Below are 20,395 nucleotides of genomic sequence, written 5' to 3' on the forward strand. Positions count from 1 at the left end.
GTTGTGAGCATTGGCAAGGGGCCTGCTGCCCGTCGGGAGACCAGACCATGACCCGGCATCAGAAGACATTTGCCATGGAAACGCAGCACGCACCAATCTCGGCTGAGGAGCGGGTGGTTATTTACGAAGCGCGCCAGATTCTGCTGCGCCACCTCAACCAGAACCCGGTCCTGTCGTCCTGGCAGGCGGTGCTCGACTATTGCGCCCTTACCATCCGCGGCGAGGTCGAGCGGTTTCATGTGCTTTATCTGGACAAGAAGAACAGGCTCATTTCGGATGAGTGTCTGGCGACCGGAACCGTCGATCACGTGCCGGTCTATCCAAGGGAGGTCCTGAAGCGCGGTCTCGAACTCAACGCCACCGCGCTGATCCTGGTCCACAATCATCCGTCCGGCGATCCCGAGCCCTCGCGCGCCGACATCACGATGACGAAGGAAATCAGAAAGGGCTGCCAGGTTCTGGGCTTGACGCTGCATGACCATATCATCGTCGGCATCGGCCGGGAGGTCAGTCTGCGCGCCCGCGGCGAGATCTGATGGATTGCAGAATGCGCTGACGGAACCCGGCTGCATTCGACCTTCGGTCCCGAAGCGGTGGCTTCCGATCGCAGGGGGCAGGCCACGCTCCATCGAGAGGGAGAGGAGGGCTGGGGCTTTCGCGACGGGTTGAGTGCAGAGAGAGAGGCTCTCGGCGCCCGTCGCGGAGAATATCCCAATGGCACCTGCCAATCAGAAACTCACCCTGTCGCCCTCGCGTGACATCCCCTTCAACAAGCTCGTCCTCAGCCAGTCGAACGTCCGGCGTATCAAGGCCGGCATCTCGGTCGAGGAACTGGCCGAGGACATCGCCCGCCGCGGCACACTCCTCCAGAGCCTCAATGTCCGCCCCGTGCTCGATGAGGGCGGCAACGAGACCGGCATGTTCGAGGTGCCGGCCGGCGGACGCCGCTATCAGGCCCTGGCAATCCTCGTAAAACAGAAGCGTCTCGCCAAGACCGCACCCGTGCCCTGCGTTGTCCGCGATCCGGCGACCAGCATCCTCGCCGAGGATGACAGTCTCGCCGAAAACACCCAGCGCGTCGCGCTGCATCCCCTCGACCAGTTCCGTGCCTTCTTGGCATTGCGGAACAAGGGCATGAGCGAGGAGGAGATCGCGGCGGCCTTCTTCACCACGGTCCAGGTCGTCAGGCAGCGGTTGCGCCTTGCCACTGTGTCTCCCGTGCTGCTCGAAGTCTATGCCGCAGACGGCATGACGCTGGAGATGTTGATGGCCTTCACCGTCAATCCGGACCATGCCCGTCAGGAACAGGTTTTGGAAAGCATTCGCAACTCCTGGCAGAAGGAGCCGTGGCAGATCCGGCGCATGCTCACCGAAACCACGGTGCCGGCATCCGATAAGCGCGCCCGTTTCATCGGCCTTGAAGCTTATGAGGCGGCGGGCGGCGCAATCCTGCGCGATCTCTTCTCCCACGACAATGACGGCTGGCTGCAGGACGTCTCCCTGCTCGATAGCCTGGTTGACCAGAAGCTAAAAGGTATGGCGGACGAGATTGCCGACCAGGGCTGGAAATGGATCGACGCTTCGGTCGAACTCCCCTACGGCCACGCCAACGGTCTGCGCAAACTGACCGGTGCGATGCAGGACCTTACCGAAGAGGAACGGGCGGTCCGAGAAGCACTCCGCAAGGAGCATGACGACCTCGAGGCGGAATACACGGAGGCCAGCGATCTGCCCGACGAGGTCGATCTGCGTCTGGCGGAGATCGAGGCCGCGCTTGAGGCCTTCGAAAACCGTCCCGTCAGCTTCGATCCGGAAGAGATTGCCCGCGCCGGTGTCTTCCTCAGCATCGGCCGGGATGGCGAATTCGTCGTCGATCATGGCTATGTCCGTCCCGAGGATGAGCTTGACGCCGCCGTCGAGGGCAGTGGCTCTGGAAACGGAGGTGACGCCAGCATCGATCACGATGATGCTGGTGTCGGTTCTTCGGCGCGGCGCGCTGTCATCACCATCGGCAGCCAGCCGATGGATGCAGATGACGACGAAGGCGACGTCATCAAGCCGCTTCCGGAACGCCTTGTTACAGAGCTGACGGCCGAACGGACGTTGGCGCTGCGCGACAGGCTGGCGAACAATCCGTCCGTCGCGTTCCTGGCTGTGTTGCACAAGTTCTGCCGGGACGTCTTCTCTCGCTACATGACCTATAGCCCGGCCATGGAAGTCTCGGTGCGCAACACCGGCTTCTCCCTGCAAGCGCCCGGCCTGAAGGAAATTCCGGCGGCACAGGCCATCGAGGAACGCCACAAGGCCTGGGAGGCGCGTATGCCGGACGACGAGGCCGCCCTCTGGGATTGGCTCGCCTCGCTCGAAGGCACCGAGCAGGCGGAGCTCTTCGCTCATTGCGCGGCGTTCGGCGTCAACGCTCTCTACGAGAAGGCCGATCGCTACGGCGGCGGCACCGTCACCGTGCACGGCATCCAGCAGCGTCTCGCCGAGGCCGATCGTCTCGCCCGCGCTGTCGGTCTCGACATGGTGGAAGCAGGCTGGCGGCCAACGGCCGAAAACTACCTCGGCCGCGTCACCAAGCCTCGCATCCTCGAAGCCGTACGCGAAGGGGCGGGCGAGCGCGCCGCCGAGTTGATCAACCATCTCAAGAAGGGCGATATGGCCAAGGAGGCCGAACGGCTGCTGGCTGACACAAGCTGGCTGCCGGAGCCGCTGCGCATGACGGACGCTGGCGATGCCTCGCCGGTCGAGGCGGAAAACGAGGAGGGCGGAGCAGATGAGACTCTTCCGGCGTTCCTCACCGATGATGACGGCGACGATGAGAACGCGGAAGCTAACGAGGATGACGCCGCCCTTGTAGCTGCCGAGTAACGCGATCCCGCCCCGGAGCTGCAAGGCTCCGGGCTTTTTTCATGGTGGCCTTGGTCGGGCAGCAATTACAGGGCTGTTCAAAGGACCCAACACCATCAAGTCAATTGTGCTCCGATGGAGATCCGCCGGTTGCCTGACCTATGGCTTCGCTTCTGCCCATCGTTGCATTCCCTCTCGATCGGCTGGCAGAGGACAGAGGTGGTCGTGCAAACGCATTTCCGGGTTTCCGGCTTCTGACGGACACGGAAACCATCCCCCGCTTCCATTCGCTGACCTTGGTCTGAACGAGGCTTTGTCATTCAACCCGCATGGGGTCGGCTTACGCGCGCGTGCCGCCTCGCGGATTCGGGACGAGCCCGAACGCGCGCGGTGATTGCCGTTCTCGATCAGACACTACGGGCGCCTGTCGCGCGGGGGATGGTCCCCTGCCTCCAACGACAGGAGCCGGAACAATGACCCTTCAAGACGCCACCGCCTTCGCTTCCAGCCTCGCCGCCACACTGATGGTTTCCATCGTCGTTTTCCGGGCTGGCGACGGATCCTTCGGTGCTGTAACCGCCGACGAAATCGACGGCGACGAGGTGGCTGTGATGTTTGAGATCGATCCTTTCTCGTGAGGCGATCGCCTCACGGTCGGCCGAGGTCGTTGAGCCCCGGTTCCCGAAATCACTTGCCGCATTTGACCGTGGCGGGCTCAAGGGCGCTCGAGGAGCCAAGCTCGCTTCCTGCTTCCCACCGACCTTTGACCTTCTTCCAGCTTGATCGCGCCCGCCTTCCTGCGTGGCGCGATTTCTTTTGCCCTGAGAGGGAGAGGGCTGCCGGGACGTGGTGAGCCCGGGCGGTCGAGAGAGCGCTGGCCGGGCTTTCCCGTTGCTGCTCTCGAGGATCTCCTCTCATGAACATGACCGCACCCGTGACCGCCCCGGCCACGCCGATCGCTCCTGCGCCCGCCATCCTGGCCGTCGCCCATGATCTTCTTGAGCATCTTGAACAAGGCCGGCGCGTGGACGCTGCCATGTTGCGCGCCGCAATGGAAATTGCGTTCGGCGCGTCTGATACATCCGGCGCCTGGAACTGGAAGGACGCCTATGACGCTTGCGAGGTGGCAACAGTTCTGTTCCTGCGCAAATACGGCAAGGCGGTTTTCCGTAAAGCCGCCATTCCAGCTGCACGGCTTTCCGTGCTGGAGAAGATCGTGGCGCTGCTACCAACGCAGACGCGCCGGTCCGAAGAGAGCCAGACGCTCCAGCAGTTCAGCACGCCTGTTCCCCTTGGCCTTGCCGCGCTGACGGCGGCTCATGTTGCCGAAAACGATCGTGTGCTGGAACCCTCGGCCGGTACCGGCCTGATGGCGGTTCTGGCCGAGATCGCCCGTGGATCGCTGATCCTAAACGAGCTTGCGGAAACTCGCGCCGACCTGCTCGCTTCTCTCTTTCCGGCAAAAGACGTTACCCGGTTCGACGCCGCGCAGATCGACGATCACCTCGATCCGGGGCTGGTGCCTTCCGTCGTCATCATGAACCCGCCCTTCACGGCGCTCGCGAATGTTTCTGGGCGCATTGCCGATGCCGGTTTCCGGCACATCGCCTCGGCGCTGAACCGCCTCGCCCCGGGCGGGCGGCTGGTGACGATCACCGGGGCAAATGTCGGTCCGGAACTACCGGGCTGGCGCGAAGCCTTTGTCCGCCTGCAGGAGCGCGGCACCGTCGTGTTCTCCGCAGCGATCACCGGATCGGCTTACGCGAAACACGGAACGACCTTCCCGACGCGGCTCACCGTGATCGACAAGGTACCCGCAGTGGAACCGACCCTGTTCCCGTCCTCGCCTGGTATGGCACCGGACGTCGCCACGCTTCTCGGTTGGATCGAAAACGCGGTTCCACCTCGGCTGCCGGTTTCGCTTCCCGAGGGTCCGCGATCACCGGTCCCCTCTGCTGGCCGAGCGGCGCGAGGCGGTCCGGCGTGCCCGGCAAAATCTCGTCCGGCCAGGCCCGCCGTTGCCGATCCCGAGGCCGTTGAGCTATCCTACGAAACCGTCGATTGGACACCGCCTGAGGGCGCCGGGTTTACCGACGCAATCTATGAGGCTTACGGATTGCAGTCGATCCGTATTCCCGGATGTCAGGATCATCCCACAAAACTGGTGCAGTCGGCGGCGATGGCGTCGGTCGCCCCGCCCAAGCCAGGCTACCGACCGTTTCTGCCGGCGAACGTCGTCACCGAGGGAGTGCTGTCGGACGCGCAGCTCGAGACGGTGATCTACGCGGGCGAGGCTCATTCTGGTCATCTTGCCGGCAGTTGGACAGTCGACGAGACCTTCGATCTCGTCCAGGCAGCGCCCGAAGGGGTTGCCGGCGCTTTCCGCTTCCGCCGGGGCTTCATGCTCGGCGACGGCACCGGTGCGGGCAAGGGCCGCCAGTCGGCCGCGATCATCCTTGAAAATTGGCTGCGCGGCCGCCGCAAAGCGGTCTGGATCTCCAAATCCGGCAAGCTGATCGAGGACGCGCAGCGCGACTGGTCTGCCCTCGGTATGGAGCGGCTGCTGGTCACGCCTCTGTCGCGCTTTCCTCAAGGCAAGCCGATCACGCTCATCGAAGGCATCCTTTTTACCACCTACGCCACGCTGCGCTCCGACGACCGTGGCGACAAGGTTTCCAGGGTGAAGCAGATCGTCGAATGGTTGAAGTCCGGTCCCGGCGCCGAGGCCGAGAAGGATTTCAATGGAGTGATCATTTTCGACGAAAGCCATGCCATGCAGAACGCCGGTGGCGGCAAGGGCGAGCGCGGGGATGTTGCGCCGTCGCAGCAGGGTCGCGCGGGACTGCGCCTTCAGCACGCGCTGCCCGATGCCCGCGTCGTCTATGTCTCGGCGACCGGTGCCACCAGTGTGCACAATCTTGCCTATGCGCAGCGGCTCGGTCTCTGGGGAAGCGACGATTTTCCGTTTGTGACAAGGGCCGAGTTTGTCGAGGCGATCGAGGAGGGCGGCGTCGCGGCGATGGAGGTGCTGGCCCGCGACCTCAGGTCACTCGGGCTCTACACCGCCCGTTCGCTCTCCTATGACGGCGTCGAATACGAACTTGTCGAACATCAGCTGACGGCCGAGCAGCGCCGCATCTACGACGCGTATGCCGGGGCCTTCACTGTCATTCACAACCATCTCGACGCGGCGATGGAGGCTGCAAACATCACCGGAAGTGAGGGTACGCTCAACCGGCAGGCCAAATCCGCTGCGCGATCCGCTTTCGAGAGCGCCAAGCAACGCTTCTTCGGTCATCTGCTGACATCGATGAAGACACCGACGCTGATCCGGTCGATCGAGCGCGATCTGGAGGCGGGGCATGCTGCTGTCATTCAGATCGTCTCGACGGGCGAGGCGCTGATGGAGCGCCGGCTCGCCGAGATCCCCACAGAGGAGTGGAATGACGTCCGGGTGGACATCACCCCACGCGAATATGTTCTCGACTATCTCGCCCATTCCTTCCCGGTGCAGCTCTATGAGCCCTTCACCGACAGCGAGGGCAATCTTTCCTCGCGCCCGGTAACCCGGGACGGTCAACCGGTGGAATGCCGCGAGGCGGTCGCCCGGCGGGACGAGTTGATCGAGCGGCTCGCTGCGCTGCCGCCGGTTCCCGGTGCGCTCGATCAGATCGTCCAACGCTTCGGCACAGACACGGTTGCCGAGGTGACGGGCCGTTCGCGGCGCATCGTGAGAAAGGGTGATCGTCTCTCTGTCGAGAGCCGCGCGGCCTCTGCCAATCTCTCCGAGACGTCCGCCTTCATGGATGACCTCAAACGCATCCTCATCTTCTCCGATGCCGGCGGCACCGGGCGCAGCTATCATGCGGATCTCTCGGCAAAGAACCAACGCTTGCGGGTCCACTACCTGCTCGAGCCCGGCTGGAAGGCGGATGCCGCGATCCAGGGCCTCGGGCGGACGAATCGCACCAATCAGGCGCAGCCGCCGCTCTTCCGGCCCATCTCCACGGATGTGAAGGCGGAAAAGCGGTTCCTGTCGACCATCGCCCGCCGCCTCGACACGCTCGGCGCTATCACTCGCGGCCAGCGCCAGACCGGCGGGCAGGGGCTCTTTCGCCCCGAGGACAATCTGGAAAGTTTTTATGCCCGCGATGCGCTGCGCCAGCTCTATCTTATGATCGTGCGCGGCAAGGTCGAGGGCTGCCCGCTCGAACGGTTCGAGACCGCCACCGGCCTGAAGCTGACAGATGCGAACGGCATCAGGGACGATCTGCCGCCGATTACCACCTTCCTCAACCGGCTTCTGGCGCTGACGATCGAGCTTCAAGCCATCCTCTTTGCCGCCTTCGAGCGACTGCTGGACGCCAGGATCGAGGGGGCGATCGCCAGCGGCACTTATGATCTCGGGTTGGAGACACTGACGGCCGAGAGCTTTGTGGTCACCGATCGCCGGACGATCCACACCCATCCGGCGACCGGTGCGGGGACCCGGCTGCTCACCATCTCCGAGAAGCGTCGCAACAGGCCCATGCCGCTTGAGGATGCAATTGCCCGTGCTGAAACGGAGCCCGGTGCCAGGCTGCTGGTCAACGGCAAGTCGGGGCGGGCGGCCGTTCAGGTGCAGGCGCCGTCGATGATGATCGACGATGGCGAGATTGAGCGCCGTGTCCGGCTGATCCGGCCGATGGAGCACAGCCACCTCTCGCTCAAGGTGCTGGCCGACAGCCATTGGCAAGTGGCGGATCGAGATGCGTTCGCTTCGGCCTGGGACCACGAACGGTCCGAGATTCCGGAATTCACCGAGAGCACGTTGCAAATGGTCTGCGGTCTGCTCCTGCCGGTCTGGAAGCGTCTGCCGAACGAGTCAACACGGGTCTATCGGCTGCAGACCGACGAGGGTGAGCGCATCATCGGCCGCCGCGTCTCGCCCGCCTGGGCGGCCAATGCAACCGCGACGGGATCGGTGACGCTGTCTCCCGATGAAGCCTATGCTGCACTGATCGATGGCCAGACGATCCTGGATCTGGCCGAAGGTCTGCTGCTCCGGCGGGGCCGCGTCATGGGGGCAAACCGGATCGAGCTCACCGGGTTCTCGGAAGGTATGCGCGATCGGCTCAAGGCCTTCGGGCTCTTTTCGGAGATCATCTCCTGGAAGCTGCGCTTCTTCGTGCCCGCCGATGAACGTGGGGCGGAGGTGCTCGGCAGAGTGATGGAAGCCTGGCCGATCGAGCGCGTCCTGGACCGTGGGGCGGCCTGATGTCCCGTGTTGAGGCTTCCGATCTGGCGGTGCGTCTTGCGAGAGCGGCCGAAGCGGTGTGCCGCCACTACCTGCCAGCCGGCCAAAAATCCGGCCGCTACTGGCTGGTGGGGGATGTACACGGTTCGCCGGGCCGGTCGATGTTTGTCCGGCTCAAGGGACCGGATCGTGGCAAGGGCGCTACTGGAAAATGGACAGATGCCGCGACGGGCGAACATGGCGATCTGCTCGATGTCATCCGCGAAAGCTGTGGGTTCTCCGACTTTCGCGATGTCGCCGAGGAAGCGCGGCGGTTTCTGAGCCTGCCTCGTCCTGAGCCCGAGAAACGGTCCAGACAACTGTCGTCGGTTCCATCCGGTTCTGCCGCGGCCGCAAGGCGGCTCTTTGCCATGTCGCAGCCGATCGCCGGAACACTCGTGGAAACGTATCTCCGTAATCGCGGCATTACGGCTTTGCACGCAACCGCAAGCCTGCGCTTCCATCCAACATGCTACTACCGGCTGGAAGGCGGCGGCTCGACCAGACAGCTTCCGGCGATGGTTGCCACCGTCACCGATCTCGGCGGGCGTCAGACCGGCGCGCATCGCACCTGGCTCGCGGCGGACGGCTCTTGCAAGGCGGACATCGAGACACCGAGGCGGGCGATGGGAGACTTGCTCGGTCACGGGGTGCGGTTTGGAGTGGCGCAAGATGTTCTCGCCGCCGGCGAGGGGATCGAGACTGTGCTGTCGGCTCGCTCCGCCGGTGTCGAACTGCCGGTGCTGGCGGCGCTCTCGGCGGCCCATCTCGCCGCCATCCTGTTCCCCAAGAGTCTCCGGCGGCTCTATGTCCTGCGTGACCGCGATCCGGCAGGTGAGGGCGCGCGGAAGGTTCTTTTGGCCAGAGCCGCCGAGGCCGGGATCGAGGCACTGGCGCTGACGCCGCGGCTAGGCGACTTCAATGACGATTTGAGGCGCGACGGCATTGACACCCTCCGGGAACGGTTGCGGCTTCAGCTCCATCCCGAGGACGTGGCACGCTTTCTGGCGGCGTGAGGGAGCGGCAGATGAGGACTGTGGCACACCGGTTGCCGTCCTCCTGTCATATCCGGTCCTCCCGGTCTTCCTCGTCGGACACGTCGCCGCCCACGGCCTTCTTGAGAGGGCAGGCGGCCCACAAACGGGACGGCCGGGCAATGGCCACGCCCGGCTATTTTCCGCCGCGCCTCCAGGGAGGCGCTTTGCATCGCGAGGCAAAATAGCCGGACTTGGCCATCGGGACCCTCGCTTCTCTCGGGCTGCCCGGCCGTCCCGTCCGTGGGCTGGTCGCTGCCACGAAGGCCGCGATGGGCGCGGCTCACCCGACGAGGAACCCCGAAATGACCTTTTCAAACGATACGGCAGCCAATGAGCCGGTCCACAGCTCCTCTCAGACCGGTCACGCCCTCACCGAACTCCAGCTTTACGGCTGGCGTCCGTTCGAAGACGAACCCGATCCGAGGCCGCTTCCTGAGGACAGTATGGTCTCCAGCGCGGTCACCGACATCTTCGACGCCCTGATCGCGACACTCGGCGATACACGTCTTGAACCCGAACTCGACGAATTGCTCTGGGGCACGGTCAATCTCTTCCACCGCGCCACGACGCGCACCGAACGGGCACTCGATGACAACGAGCAGGCGCAGCGCCGGCTGCAGCGGGAACAGGACGGCTCGGAGGTGAAGTCCGTCGAGCTGGAGCGCCTGACGGCCGAGGGGCAGAGCCTGATCGAGCGCAGGAACGCGTTGGAGCTCTTCCGGGACCTCGCCGTCGAAGGCTTCGAGCGCCATCAGGGCAAGCCCTGGCAGCCCCGCAATGGTTCGCGTGTCAGTCATCGCAACCTCACCTCGGCGATGATCGACAGCCGGGATTTCCTGGCCGCGAAACGCCGGGCCGAAGCCGAGATGCTCCTGCCGCAGGGGCCGAAGGTCGCCATCACCGGCGGTGTTGACTTCAACGACCACCGCCTGATCTGGGCAAGGCTCGATCAGGTCCACGCCAAGCACCCTGACATGGTGCTGCTGCATGGCGGATCGCCGAAAGGCGCTGAGCTCATTGCCTCCTGTTGGGCGGACCATCGCAAGGTGCCGCAGGTGGCCTTCCGCCCCGACTGGGCCAAACATGCTAAGGCAGCACCCTTCAAGCGCAACGACGCAATGCTGGACGCGCTTCCGATCGGAGTCCTGGTCTTCCCCGGCACGGGCATCCAGGAAAACCTCGCCGACAAGGCCCGCAAGCTCGGTATCCCGGTCCTGAAATACGAGGGTGGCGCGTAAGCGCCTCCTTTTCTTGCATGACAGACTTGACCCAGGAAGTCGTCTCGGGGTCAAATATCCAGACTTGCAGAACCGGCGAAGCTATATAGTCGCAGGCGGAGCGTATCCATCGGCAGCCTGTCGTGATCCCTTAATAATCACCGACGCCGGAGGCTGTCATGACGCTCATTCTGCTCGCCATCTCCCTTTCCGTTACGCTCTGCGTGCTCGCCTTCAACTTTGCGATCTATGCGCTGCCGGTCATGGCCGGGATCTCGGCGTTCCAATTTGTCCACGCCGCTGGCGCTGGTTTCGGCCCGTCGGCGCTCGCGGCGCTTGGTGGCGCGGCATTCTCTGTCGGTCTGGTGATCGCGATCCTGGGGTTTGCGAGGAACCCGTTTCTGCGTCTCGTGGCGCTGGGGGTGTTCGCGGCACCGGCGGCGGTTGCCGGTTATGCGCTTGCTCATGGGCTCGCGAAAAACGCTCTCGAGTCCGAGATTGCGCTCAACCTTCTCTGCGGCACTTGCGGGTTGATCGTGGCGGTCGCTGCAATGACCAATCTCAGCGCGCTCGGCGAGGATGTGTTGTCACGGTGAACGGGCACAGGGAGAGGCCTGGTCAGGCATCTGCTGCTTCGCACGGCAGAGACGTCGGACACCTAGCCGGAACCTTTGGACCTGCCGTTCCAATACGGCTTCAACCGGTCTGTGTCCCACCACCTTGTTCTGGCGGGTCCTGGTCGACTGTGGAATTCGATGAGGCGATAGTCGCTGCGGCGACCCGCGGGTGTCGCGCACAGGAACGGGTTGGTGGGTACTGCCTCAGCGCCGGACCGAACCTTCACGCATACCCCCGACCCGTTTTCCGACCGTTTCCGCAACATGAGCAGAGCCTGGTACCCAAGTCCGAAACCGTCCTCGCCATAGCTCCTGACCGCGGATGTCATGGCGCGGGTGGCAGATAATGAAGTCGTCCGTCAGTGCAATTGGCACTGGGGTGGCCGAGGCTGCCGATGATTTTCTGCCCGCCAGAATGATGTTTCCGCACCGCGTCTCCGAAGACGCTTTCCCGAAAAACCTGTCCCTCCTCTTCTGTGATCCCCTAAGCCCGTTCGGTCTCGGCCGGCAACCCCCGCGGCCGGACCCGTGTTGGCGCCTGCCGCGCCTGCCCGCACCACGTCCCGCCTTGGGGGTCGGGCGGATGCCGAAGCATCCGTGCAGGCCGCTCCCGACGGTCTTGGCCGGGCATCATCGGAGGGACGGTCCCTCCGGTTGAAGCAACGGAGACTAAACATGCAGAACATCGTCATCCTCGCCGGCAACATCGGTCAGGCCCCGGAAACCCGCACCACCCAGAGCGGCACCTCCATCACCCATTTCACCCTTGCCACCTCGCGCCCGCGCTACTCCGAAGGCAAGGTGATCCGCGACGCAGAAGGGCATCGCGTCCAGGACACCGAATGGCACCGCATCACCTGCTTCAACGGCCTCGGCAAGACGGTTCAGGAGTATTGCGAGAAGGGCATGAAGGTCCTGGTTCGGGGCCGCATCCACTACACCAAGTGGACCGATCAGGCGGGTGTCGACCGCTACGGCTGCGAGATCATCGCCGAGACGGTCGATTTCCTGAGCCGCGCCAAGCAGACCGAGACCGAGGACGGCACACCTGATGACCAGGACGAGATCCCGTTTTGAGGCGGGTATCTTCGGCCCGGCGGAGCAATCCGCCGGGCATCTCTTGAACTCCGGAGTTCAGTCAGAAAACGACCGCTAATTCCCTCTTCTTTGTGCATCCACAGTGGCGCGTCGTCGTCCAACTCAATGTGCAAATAAGTGAAAGAGTCACCTTTCGCAGTTCCCACAAAGAACGACAAGAAAGGGGCCGACTGTTGATTGGCGCCTTCTGACATTCGGAATAGCAATAGCGGTCATGATGAAAGACTTGCTGAGCGACGCTTGGGCGCTCGACGAGAGAGCGTATTTATGAATATACCAGCTCTTCATCAGAGCTTAGAACAAACGATGTCTGCAGCTGCCTTCAGGTCGTTAATTATCTGAGTCCCAGATATGCGTAGAGAAGTTATGTCGAGAGCTGCAAGCTGCTCGTCGATTTTCTTATCTTTCTCGCGTTGCCTTCTTCGAGAATGATGCGTCCCGTCACAAAATACAGCGAGACGCTGATCGGGAAAAAAGATATCTATTTCGGTAACCAACTGAAGATCATGTCGAAGCTCGATATCCGCATACGCGTCGTAGAGAGACGGGTATGTTCGCCCATCAGGAAATACAAGCCGCTGCAATTCTGGTCGAAGCCCGCGGTAGAGGAGTTCCTGATACAGGAATAGTTCAATTGGAGTTTGAGCGCCCCAAATTCTTCGCGTTTCAACCTTTTTGAATGGTTGATAAATTGTCTTTAATCTATTTCGAAGAAACCGAATCCGCGAGCGCTCATCAGGCAGAAATCCGTCGAACTCAGATACTTCACTTCGATCAAAGTCTGTATGGAGGTAGTACATTCCGACTACCAGTCCAAGTTCGTCAACGTATCCCTTGCCGCCTTTCAGACCGAGGATGGTGGAAATCTCTGAAAAGGCTTCCCATTGTCCAACGAACGGATCAAAACCTGCATAGGCCCAATCTGTCTCTTGAAAAGCAGCCCCACCCCGATGCGCTTTGATCGAATGAATGTTGACAGTGGTGACTGTTCCACGCTTTGACATCGGAAGATTTGAGATCGCGTAAGGCACCCCGGTTGAAGTGCCATCATCATCCGAGAACAGCGCTAAACTCAGTACGAGTAGAATTGGCTGAAATGTAGCATTGAGAGTAGAGAAATATTCGACCTCAGCGTCCGACGGCTCATCATGCAATATGCCATTAGTTAAATCAGCCATTTTACCTGTGATTGGCTGAATACCCCCAAGTGGCATTAGCGATACATTTATCGGTTCTGGTACCCATTCCCAAGAGACAGCGAAAGGAGATTTTGGGAGCAAAAAGTATTCAGGACGATCTTGCAATGCCTTAGGTCTATCATTTATCATCGGATTTTACCTTCTAATTCCCAATACTTTTGCTTCATTAATTTTCCGCGAGCTAAATATGATGGTGTGACAAGGCGATTATTAAAAAAAATACTCAAAAGGTGAACCAATGGGCGATGGATATAACTTTGCACAATTGAAAAAAGCGATCTTAGCTATGAGCCGTGCGACCGATTGGGAAGTCGCCAAAAAAGAATGGAAGTTGGTAGGCATTTCGGAGGCAAGTGAACCCGAAACATGTCTATGCGGCCATTTTCCTATCGTTGAGCTTTGCACAATTTCAAATAACACCACTGAAAGAACTGTGGATGTTGGAAACGTTTGTGTGAAAAGGTTCCTCGGTTTTCGTTCTGATCTTATCTTTGCTTCTTTGAAGCGCATACGAAAAGATATTACAAAGAGCGTTGGAAGTGATGCGACGGCATTCTTTTATCAAAGCGGTATTATTAATGATTGGGAATATGGCTTTCAGCAAAATACGATGCGGAAACGAAACCTAAGCCCTGCGCAGTTAGCCACTAGACGGAAAATCAACGAGAAGATTATCGCATCGATTGGTCGACGTGGTATTAGCTGACATGCTCCCAGTAAAACCTCCGATTTGATACAAACTTGTTCTGGTAATGTCTGGTCCTAAGAAGCGCGTCCGACGACGCGACCGACTGAAATGGGGACGCTTTGCTGCCCTGTCTGAGGTTGGTTGGTCCCCGTCAACTGCCCGCATCAATTCCAGGTGGCATACGCCCATCGCCAGAGCTAGTTCGTAAATCGTAATGGCCGTCGGATTAGGTTTTCCGCGTTCGATGCCGCTTAAAAATTGCTGAAAAAGTCCCGAACGCGCTTCAAGCCGCTCCTATGTCCGGCTTTATTTCCAACGCAGGCAGGCAAGGTTCCGGCCGACGAGCTGGTGCATACCAATGCGCCGATCAATCACAGTTTGCGTACTTCTCTAGATATCAAAGTCGGGTTTCGATTCTTCCAGGTCGGCAGAGGGTCGTTTCAGCAATTGCGCGGCTTCTACACCGAGCACTTGCGCCAATCTGTCAACGACATCAATGCTGGCGTTATACACGTTGCGTTCCAAGGCGCTGATGTAGGTCCGATCAATTCCTGCTTCATGCGCAAGTTCCTCCTGTGACAGGCCTCTAGCCTGCCGCAATGCTCTCAGGTTTTGCGCGAACACCTCTCGGATTTCCATAAAATCGAGAGCAACGCCTTGAAGAGTATTTCACCACGGAGTATTCTCTACAAACGAGCTGTGCCGGGACTGATCCTCGGGTTGCACTCGTACGCCTGCGCAGAAAACTCTGTGTAATCGGTGGTTATCGCGGGCCGAATTTGTTGTTTTTCACCCGTTCCAATGCGCTGCATGCATCACGCGATGCGTTGGGCGAACCTTACAACCGATCTCAATAATTGTTAAAAAGACTTGGGCACCACTGCTTTCACGGCGGCACGAATTTAAGAGGGGACGCGCGATGACTGAGCCGGGATTTCTCGATCAGGCGCCGGACAAAAATCAACTCACCGACTACGATCGAAAGCACTTCAAGCTTTATATGCGTCTTCTGGACGCCAAGGCGGACGGCGCGGATTGGACAGAAGCCGTCCAGGTCTTGTTCGGTCTCGATCCGGATAGGGACCCCGAGCGGGCACGGCGTATGCACGACAGCCATCTGGCGCGCGCGCAATGGATGACAGAACACGGCTACCGGCTCATGCTGGCGGAAGGCGAGAGGAAATGACCGTGTTTGGCGATGCGTTCCGCGCATCATGTTCTCCCAACCCAAGGGGTTCCCATACTCACTACAACTTATGATGGTTCCGGCCTCCAATTGCATTTTTCCTGCATTTCAGGAGGTTGCCGATGGTGCCGGATGTCTCGCAGTGGCGATCAGACGCTGCGTACGATTACTTTGACGATTCGAGTGTCCCCGATCTTTGCTGGGAAGGCCTAAGACGAAGTCCCAACTATCAGCGAGAGTACGCAGACCTGAAAGCCGAAGGGAGGTCTCCTGACGAGATGGACGCATTGCTCCGCGCTCGCTGGGGGATTTCGTTTCGCAACAAGTCCGGAATTGACGGCTCTGGATGAACCCATTCACTGGGAGCCGGCTGCCGATAAGTCGAAGGTCATCCTGAGAAAAGCGGAATCCGGCTTTGGATCGGACGAACCCAGCCTTCTCACAATTCAAACCCTCCGCAGCGGGATCACCCGCCAGGGCCCTGATGGGATGCATGCCATCCTCGGAAAAGGGCTGAAATCCGTCCATCTTCTGCTTCAGGACGCTCGCTTTACCGAATATCCGCTCTGTATTATATCCCGATTGGACGATGGTGCTCGCGCCCGTCACAGGGCAATTGGGAGGTTGTTGGATTTCCTCGAAGGCAAAGAGATTGGCGCGGACAGCCGGCTCACCCCACAGAAACGCCTTCGGTTCAAATCCATGCTGCGGGCGGTCGATGGCCGCACAAACGGTGCGTCCTACAGGGAGATTGCCGAAAGTCTCTTCGGGGCCAGGCGGGTGGCGTCAGAGCCATGGAAAACCTCTCCCCTTCGCGACACGACCATAAGGCTTGTGCGGGACGGCCTCGCTATGGTTGCCGGCGGCTATCTGGACCTGCTCCGCCGCTAGAAAGCCCGAAAGTTCGAAGGGGTGCGATTTTCGTCTCCTCATCTTCGCACTCCCTCTTCGCCGCGCCACTCCGCCATCGTGACCTCCATCGGCCGCTGCTGACCAGCGGTGCTCACTACTTCCTGGAGGTTCGACCATGCCCGATCCGCTCGCCGGAATGCCGCCGCGCTATCTGCGCACCCCCGAAGCTGCCCGTTTTCTCGGCCTTTCCGGGCGCACGCTCGAAAAGCATCGCACCTATGGAACGGGACCTGCATACCGCAAGCTTGGTGGCCGCGTCGTCTATTCGCTCGAGGACCTGCAGGCCTGGGCCAACCGGGGTGCTGTTACCTCCACGTCTGATCCGAGCGGGCAGGTGCTTCCGGCAAAGCGTCATAATGCGCAGCAGGCAAGCGGTTCGGGCCGCGCTGTGCGATGAGGAGTGCTTTGGTGAACCACAAGGCGCATTCGCCTCACGATCAGCTCGACTTTTTTCGGGCACTGCCCGGAGATCTTGCTCCGCGCGACGCGCAGGATCTGATGGCCTACCCCTTCTTTTCGCTCGCCAAGTCCAGGCGCTTGAAACCGATAGATTTCAAGGCGGGGCCGATCGTCATCTGCGTCGAGGCCGTCGCCGAGCATGGCATGGCGACAATTTGGGATGCGGATATCCTGATCTGGGCCGCCTCACAGATCGTCGAGGCACGAGACGCCGGTCTTCGGACCTCACGTCTGATGTCGGCCACTCCTTACGAGATCCTGACCTTCATCGGCCGGGGTGTCAGCCGGAGGGATTACGACCGGCTCAAGTCCGCTCTCGACCGGCTGCAATCCACCACCGTTGCGACTTCCATCCGTCAGCCGACCGAACGGCGCATGCATCGATTTTCGTGGATCAACGAGTGGAAGGAGAGGGCCGACCATCGCGGGCGCCCTCTTGGCCTCGAACTGATCCTGCCAGACTGGTTCTACTCCACGGTCCTCGAAGATGCGCTCGTGCTGACCATCGACCGCGCCTATTTCAGCCTGACCGGCGGTCTTGAGCGCTGGCTTTACCGGCTCGTGCGCAAACATGGCGGCCGCCAGGAGCATGGCTGGAGTTTCTCGCTCAAGCACCTCCACGCCAAGTCAGGCAGCCTCTCGCCGCTCAAGCATTTCACCTACGACCTGCGCGACATTGTCCACCGCCAGCCCTTGCCTGGCTATCGCCTGGAACTGGACAGATCGCCCGATGCGCCACCGCGCCTGTCTTTCGCTCCGACCGGTGAGGCGTCTGTCTCCCGCGCGCCCCATCAACGCCGCGCCAACACTCGCTCTGGGGGAAAGCTGTGAATTCACTCGTGCTATCAGGGACCCGAACTATCGTGCCATCGGGGACCCGAACCTCGTGCTATCGGGGACCGAAAACGCTTAATTTCGATGCCAGGCCAACAGCTTACGCGTCCCGTAACTTTCCTAACCAGAATTCCTTCGGAATTCTTCTAACGCCTGCGCGATTTTCAAGCCCTGCGGATAAGTTCCTGTACCGCCGTGGAGTCGCGTCATGATCGTCGCGCTGCTCAACCAGAAGGGCGGTGTCGGCAAGACGACGTTGGCGCTTAATCTCGCGGGAGAATGGGCGCGGTGCGGCAAGCGTGTGACGCTCATTGACGCCGATCCGCAAGGTTCGGCTTTGGACTGGTCGGAAGCCCGCAGCCGGGAAGGCCTGCCGAGATTGTTCGGAGTGGTCGGGCTTGCCCGCGACACCCTTCACCGGGAAGCACCGGATCTCGCCAAGAACGCCGACCATATCGTCATCGACGGACCGCCCCGCGTTGCCGGGTTGATGCGCTCGGCGCTGCTGGCTGCCGATCTGGTTCTGATCCCCGTGCAGCCATCGCCGCTCGACGGTTGGGCGTCGGCGGAGATGCTTGCCCTCGTCAACGAAGCGCGCATCTACCGGCCACAGCTGATGGCGCGCTTCGTTCTCAATCGTTGCGCTGCCCGTACTCTGATCGCCCGGGATACGGCTGAAGCTCTTTCGGACAACGATCCTCCAGTTCTTTTCCAAACCGTCGGTCAGCGTGTTGCCTTTGCGAGCGCTGCGCAGTCCGGACGCCTCGTCAGCGAACTGGACAAGGAGACGCCGGGTGCCAGGGAAATCGCAGCCTTGGTCTCAGAGATTGACAGGCTCGGGATTGAAAGGTCCGGCTCATGAGCAAACAGTCCACCCGCAAAGGCTTTGCATCACGGCCAGCCGATCCGGAGCGTTGGGTAAAGGCTGCTGAACGGAAAACAGACGCCGCCGATGCGAGCGTATTTACCGCGCGCCTCACCATCGACGTGACACCCGATCAGCGCGCGCGGATCAAGATCGTGGCCTTCCAGCGCGGGGTCACAGTTGCCGACATGCTGCGCGAGTTGCTCTCGCGTGAATTTCCAATCACCGACGGAGATATGCCATGAGCGAGAAACCGCGCTGTAGTTGGATGGGCCATCCGCTCCCCGACGAGGTCACCGCGGAGATGACCTTGGTCGAACTCACCTGGAAAAAAGGCAAGATCGAGCACTGGATCCGTTTCGGCTGCCAGTCCTATGAGCACATTCTCAACGGCAGCTCCCGCATCGTCGGTTTCTCGCCCGGGTCGATATTCTGTTTTGTCCGGTGGGCGGCGAACGGCTACGGCACGGTGGTCTCCCGCATCGATATCCTGAGTGCAGTCGGACGCGGCGCCCCTTACCAGACATTGCCCTTCGTGCGCCCCGGTGGGGAATTGCTTTTGAAGATCCATGGCTGGCCGAAGGTCGAGCGGGTGCTGCAGGCGATCGATGCGATCGAGGCGCTCGCCATCGATCCCGCGGATGCCTCACCGGACTATTGGCGTCATCTTCACAACCGCCTGACCGTCGGCGAGGAAGCCCATCCCTATACGCGGCCCGAGCATCATGCCTGGCTCAAACGGCGGCGGGTACAGTGATGCGCAGACGCTGGCTCATCTTCGCGGCGACTGCCCTGTCCGCGGCACTCCCCCTGGCACCGGTGGTCTTCGATTGGCAACCACGCCTGATCTGGAATGCGTCGGCCAGTGTGCCGGTCGGGCTCTATTTTGCGCAACCCGTAGGTCAGTTGAAGGTCGGCGACCTGGTTGCCGTTACGCCGCCCACGGCACTCACCGACTTCCTCGCTGAGCGGGAATACCTTCCGCGCGGTATCCCTTTGATCAAGTACGTGCTCGTGCTGCCCGGAACCGGTGTCTGTCGCAACGGGGCGACGATCTTCGTCGGGGGCAAGCCGTATGGGCAGGCGCGGGAACGTGACCGGTTGGGCCGTTCTCTGCCGCGCTGGCAGGGCTGCCGCGGGCTGGGTGAGGGCGAAATCTTTCTCATGAACCCGGACGCGCCGGACAGTTTTGACGGCCGATATTTCGGGCCGCTTCCGGTCACCGTGATTTCCGCAAAGCTCACGCCGGTCTGGACTGAGGAGTCTGCTCGCCTCACGCAATTCCAGAACCGTCGCAGTACTTCTCGATCGAGCGGGTAGGAGTAATGCCATGCGTCACGCTGCCTTCCTTCTCCTTACCGGCCTGTTCTTCGATTGCATTTCGGCAGATGTGGTGTCGGCGGGAACCGCAACGTCCGGGCAACCGATACCAGGCGATCCATATACCGCTCACTTCGCAGAAGCTTCGCAGCGTTTTGGCGTTCCGGCGCATTGGATCCGAGCGGTCCTGGACATGGAAAGCGACGGCAATCCGAATGCCGTCTCCGCCGCCGGCGCCATGGGACTGATGCAGCTGATGCACGGAACCTGGGAGGAGATGCGCGGTCGATACGGTCTTGGCGCCGATCCGTATGAACCGCGCGACAACATCCTCGCGGGCACGGCGTATCTCCACGAGATGTTCGATAGGTACGGCGATATCACTGGCATGCTGGCTGCTTACAATGCCGGCCCAACGCGCTACGACGCCTATCTGAAAGCCTGTCGAGCGTTGCCATCCGAAACGCGGACCTATGTCGCGCTGCTCGCCCCGACACTCGGCGACCAACCCCTCCCGGACGCTGACGGAGCATCCGTGTGTTCCCAGGATTGGCGTGACGCACCGCTCTTTGCGGGTCTCAAGATCGCCAACACATCTGCAAATCGGCAGCAACTCGATGGCAGGTCCAGTGCTGCGCCGAATGCAGCTGAAACAGGCCGCAGGTACCCGCGCTCCGGGACGGCTGGAACGCTGTTTGTCTCCAGATCTTCCAGAGAGGGTCTTCGATGAGCGCAGTCGACGGAGCCCGCACTCTGGAGTGCTCCCGCGCAGGACAGAGCGGATTAGGGCCGGCGGCGTGTGACGCGGCCGGTGGATGGCGAGATAAAAGGGCGC

General features: G+C 61.1%; 21 protein-coding genes and 1 pseudogene. 19 read left to right on the forward strand and 3 right to left on the reverse strand.

Features of this window, described 5'->3' with window-relative positions:
* The first annotated feature begins 47 nt into the window (after positions 1-47).
* The 8 genes from radC (at position 48) to FIV05_RS06905 (ending at position 12,076) form a co-directional block, all read left to right on the forward strand.
* Positions 48-536 carry a DNA repair protein RadC gene (gene radC, locus FIV05_RS06875; protein WP_269585035.1) on the forward strand — a complete coding sequence of 163 codons (489 nt, stop codon included), beginning with the start codon at positions 48-50 and terminating at the stop codon, positions 534-536.
* Positions 537-714: 178 nt separating this feature from the next.
* Positions 715-2,874 (forward strand): ParB/RepB/Spo0J family partition protein, encoded by a 2,160-nt coding sequence (locus tag FIV05_RS06880; RefSeq protein WP_152505142.1) that lies wholly within the window; start codon positions 715-717, stop codon positions 2,872-2,874.
* 452 nt (positions 2,875-3,326) lie between these two features.
* On the forward strand, positions 3,327-3,491 hold the full coding sequence (locus FIV05_RS31530) for a hypothetical protein (protein WP_173013792.1): 165 nt from the start codon (positions 3,327-3,329) through the stop codon (positions 3,489-3,491).
* Positions 3,492-3,769: 278 nt separating this feature from the next.
* Entirely contained in the window at positions 3,770-8,110 is a 4,341-nt protein-coding gene (locus FIV05_RS06885) for a strawberry notch family protein (protein WP_152505143.1), read from the forward strand.
* Positions 8,110-9,144, forward strand: a complete 1,035-nt coding sequence (locus FIV05_RS06890; RefSeq protein WP_152505144.1) for a toprim domain-containing protein — start codon at positions 8,110-8,112, stop codon at positions 9,142-9,144. The genes FIV05_RS06885 and FIV05_RS06890 overlap by 1 nt, the downstream gene beginning before the upstream one ends.
* Positions 9,145-9,467: 323 nt before the next feature.
* Complete coding sequence (locus tag FIV05_RS06895) at positions 9,468-10,403, forward strand: DUF2493 domain-containing protein (protein WP_152505145.1); 936 nt, start codon at positions 9,468-9,470, stop codon at positions 10,401-10,403.
* A gap of 158 nt (positions 10,404-10,561) precedes the next feature.
* Positions 10,562-10,978 carry a hypothetical protein gene (locus tag FIV05_RS06900; protein WP_152505146.1) on the forward strand — a complete coding sequence of 139 codons (417 nt, stop codon included), beginning with the start codon at positions 10,562-10,564 and terminating at the stop codon, positions 10,976-10,978.
* A 696-nt stretch (positions 10,979-11,674) separates the two neighbouring features.
* Positions 11,675-12,076 carry a single-stranded DNA-binding protein gene (locus FIV05_RS06905; protein ID WP_152505147.1) on the forward strand — a complete coding sequence of 134 codons (402 nt, stop codon included), beginning with the start codon at positions 11,675-11,677 and terminating at the stop codon, positions 12,074-12,076.
* 308 nt (positions 12,077-12,384) lie between these two features.
* Here the strand turns inward: FIV05_RS06905 and FIV05_RS06910 are convergent, their stop codons facing one another.
* Positions 12,385-13,425 (reverse strand): hypothetical protein, encoded by a 1,041-nt coding sequence (locus FIV05_RS06910; protein WP_152505148.1) that lies wholly within the window; start codon positions 13,423-13,425, stop codon positions 12,385-12,387.
* 109 nt (positions 13,426-13,534) lie between these two features.
* On the opposite strand from FIV05_RS06910, the gene FIV05_RS06915 reads away from it, so the two are divergent.
* Positions 13,535-14,002, forward strand: coding sequence for a hypothetical protein (locus tag FIV05_RS06915; protein WP_152505149.1), 468 nt, complete (start codon positions 13,535-13,537; stop codon positions 14,000-14,002).
* Between the two features lie 141 nt (positions 14,003-14,143).
* On the opposite strand, the pseudogene FIV05_RS31830 reads toward FIV05_RS06915, so the two are convergent.
* Positions 14,144-14,344, reverse strand: a pseudogene (locus tag FIV05_RS31830) (helix-turn-helix transcriptional regulator); the annotation flags it as partial.
* A gap of 30 nt (positions 14,345-14,374) precedes the next feature.
* Positions 14,375-14,623 carry a helix-turn-helix transcriptional regulator gene (locus FIV05_RS06925; protein ID WP_152505150.1) on the reverse strand — a complete coding sequence of 83 codons (249 nt, stop codon included), beginning with the start codon at positions 14,621-14,623 and terminating at the stop codon, positions 14,375-14,377.
* A 280-nt stretch (positions 14,624-14,903) separates the two neighbouring features.
* On the opposite strand from FIV05_RS06925, the gene FIV05_RS06930 reads away from it, so the two are divergent.
* The 10 genes from FIV05_RS06930 (at position 14,904) to FIV05_RS06970 (ending at position 20,290) form a co-directional block, all read left to right on the forward strand.
* On the forward strand, positions 14,904-15,170 hold the full coding sequence (locus tag FIV05_RS06930; RefSeq protein WP_152505151.1) for a DUF2285 domain-containing protein: 267 nt from the start codon (positions 14,904-14,906) through the stop codon (positions 15,168-15,170).
* A gap of 122 nt (positions 15,171-15,292) precedes the next feature.
* Positions 15,293-15,520 carry a DUF6499 domain-containing protein gene (locus tag FIV05_RS32040; protein ID WP_353621135.1) on the forward strand — a complete coding sequence of 76 codons (228 nt, stop codon included), beginning with the start codon at positions 15,293-15,295 and terminating at the stop codon, positions 15,518-15,520.
* Positions 15,521-15,797: 277 nt separating this feature from the next.
* Positions 15,798-16,061 (forward strand): DUF2285 domain-containing protein, encoded by a 264-nt coding sequence (locus FIV05_RS06935; RefSeq protein WP_286202270.1) that lies wholly within the window; start codon positions 15,798-15,800, stop codon positions 16,059-16,061.
* Between the two features lie 136 nt (positions 16,062-16,197).
* A complete protein-coding gene (locus FIV05_RS06940) occupies positions 16,198-16,479 on the forward strand; it encodes a helix-turn-helix domain-containing protein (RefSeq protein WP_152505153.1) in 282 nt (93 codons plus the stop codon).
* Positions 16,480-16,490: 11 nt separating this feature from the next.
* Positions 16,491-17,372 carry a replication initiator protein A gene (locus tag FIV05_RS06945; protein ID WP_269585037.1) on the forward strand — a complete coding sequence of 294 codons (882 nt, stop codon included), beginning with the start codon at positions 16,491-16,493 and terminating at the stop codon, positions 17,370-17,372.
* A gap of 211 nt (positions 17,373-17,583) precedes the next feature.
* Positions 17,584-18,237 (forward strand): ParA family partition ATPase, encoded by a 654-nt coding sequence (parA, locus tag FIV05_RS06950; RefSeq protein ID WP_152505155.1) that lies wholly within the window; start codon positions 17,584-17,586, stop codon positions 18,235-18,237.
* Complete coding sequence (locus FIV05_RS06955; RefSeq protein WP_152505156.1) at positions 18,234-18,485, forward strand: hypothetical protein; 252 nt, start codon at positions 18,234-18,236, stop codon at positions 18,483-18,485. Before parA ends, FIV05_RS06955 begins: the two co-directional genes overlap by 4 nt.
* A gap of 23 nt (positions 18,486-18,508) precedes the next feature.
* Entirely contained in the window at positions 18,509-18,997 is a 489-nt protein-coding gene (locus tag FIV05_RS06960) for a DUF2840 domain-containing protein (protein WP_269586233.1), read from the forward strand.
* The gene (locus FIV05_RS06965; protein WP_152505158.1) at positions 18,997-19,560 is read left to right on the forward strand and encodes a S26 family signal peptidase; all 564 of its coding nucleotides are present in this window, start codon (positions 18,997-18,999) and stop codon (positions 19,558-19,560) included. The genes FIV05_RS06960 and FIV05_RS06965 overlap by 1 nt, the downstream gene beginning before the upstream one ends.
* 10 nt (positions 19,561-19,570) lie before the next feature.
* Positions 19,571-20,290 carry a lytic transglycosylase domain-containing protein gene (locus FIV05_RS06970; protein WP_152505159.1) on the forward strand — a complete coding sequence of 240 codons (720 nt, stop codon included), beginning with the start codon at positions 19,571-19,573 and terminating at the stop codon, positions 20,288-20,290.
* Positions 20,291-20,395: the final 105 nt, after the last annotated feature.

This window comes from Labrenzia sp. THAF191a (assembly GCF_009363335.1).
Taxonomy (GTDB): domain Bacteria; phylum Pseudomonadota; class Alphaproteobacteria; order Rhizobiales; family Stappiaceae; genus Roseibium; species Roseibium algicola.

Coding starts and splice junctions, on each gene's coding strand:
- FIV05_RS06910 (WP_152505148.1), bottom strand. CDS start 13,425: ATGATAAATGATAGACCTAAGGCATTGCAAGATCGTCCTGAATACTTT.
- FIV05_RS06970 (WP_152505159.1), top strand. CDS start 19,571: ATGCGTCACGCTGCCTTCCTTCTCCTTACCGGCCTGTTCTTCGATTGC.
- FIV05_RS06915 (WP_152505149.1), top strand. CDS start 13,535: ATGGGCGATGGATATAACTTTGCACAATTGAAAAAAGCGATCTTAGCT.
- FIV05_RS06955 (WP_152505156.1), top strand. CDS start 18,234: ATGAGCAAACAGTCCACCCGCAAAGGCTTTGCATCACGGCCAGCCGAT.
- FIV05_RS32040 (WP_353621135.1), top strand. CDS start 15,293: ATGGTGCCGGATGTCTCGCAGTGGCGATCAGACGCTGCGTACGATTAC.
- radC (WP_269585035.1), top strand. CDS start 48: ATGACCCGGCATCAGAAGACATTTGCCATGGAAACGCAGCACGCACCA.
- FIV05_RS06880 (WP_152505142.1), top strand. CDS start 715: ATGGCACCTGCCAATCAGAAACTCACCCTGTCGCCCTCGCGTGACATC.
- FIV05_RS06940 (WP_152505153.1), top strand. CDS start 16,198: ATGCCCGATCCGCTCGCCGGAATGCCGCCGCGCTATCTGCGCACCCCC.
- parA (WP_152505155.1), top strand. CDS start 17,584: ATGATCGTCGCGCTGCTCAACCAGAAGGGCGGTGTCGGCAAGACGACG.
- FIV05_RS06885 (WP_152505143.1), top strand. CDS start 3,770: ATGAACATGACCGCACCCGTGACCGCCCCGGCCACGCCGATCGCTCCT.
- FIV05_RS06900 (WP_152505146.1), top strand. CDS start 10,562: ATGACGCTCATTCTGCTCGCCATCTCCCTTTCCGTTACGCTCTGCGTG.
- FIV05_RS06925 (WP_152505150.1), bottom strand. CDS start 14,623: ATGGAAATCCGAGAGGTGTTCGCGCAAAACCTGAGAGCATTGCGGCAG.
- FIV05_RS31530 (WP_173013792.1), top strand. CDS start 3,327: ATGACCCTTCAAGACGCCACCGCCTTCGCTTCCAGCCTCGCCGCCACA.
- FIV05_RS06895 (WP_152505145.1), top strand. CDS start 9,468: ATGACCTTTTCAAACGATACGGCAGCCAATGAGCCGGTCCACAGCTCC.
- FIV05_RS06890 (WP_152505144.1), top strand. CDS start 8,110: ATGTCCCGTGTTGAGGCTTCCGATCTGGCGGTGCGTCTTGCGAGAGCG.
- FIV05_RS06930 (WP_152505151.1), top strand. CDS start 14,904: ATGACTGAGCCGGGATTTCTCGATCAGGCGCCGGACAAAAATCAACTC.
- FIV05_RS06905 (WP_152505147.1), top strand. CDS start 11,675: ATGCAGAACATCGTCATCCTCGCCGGCAACATCGGTCAGGCCCCGGAA.
- FIV05_RS06965 (WP_152505158.1), top strand. CDS start 18,997: ATGCGCAGACGCTGGCTCATCTTCGCGGCGACTGCCCTGTCCGCGGCA.
- FIV05_RS06960 (WP_269586233.1), top strand. CDS start 18,509: ATGGGCCATCCGCTCCCCGACGAGGTCACCGCGGAGATGACCTTGGTC.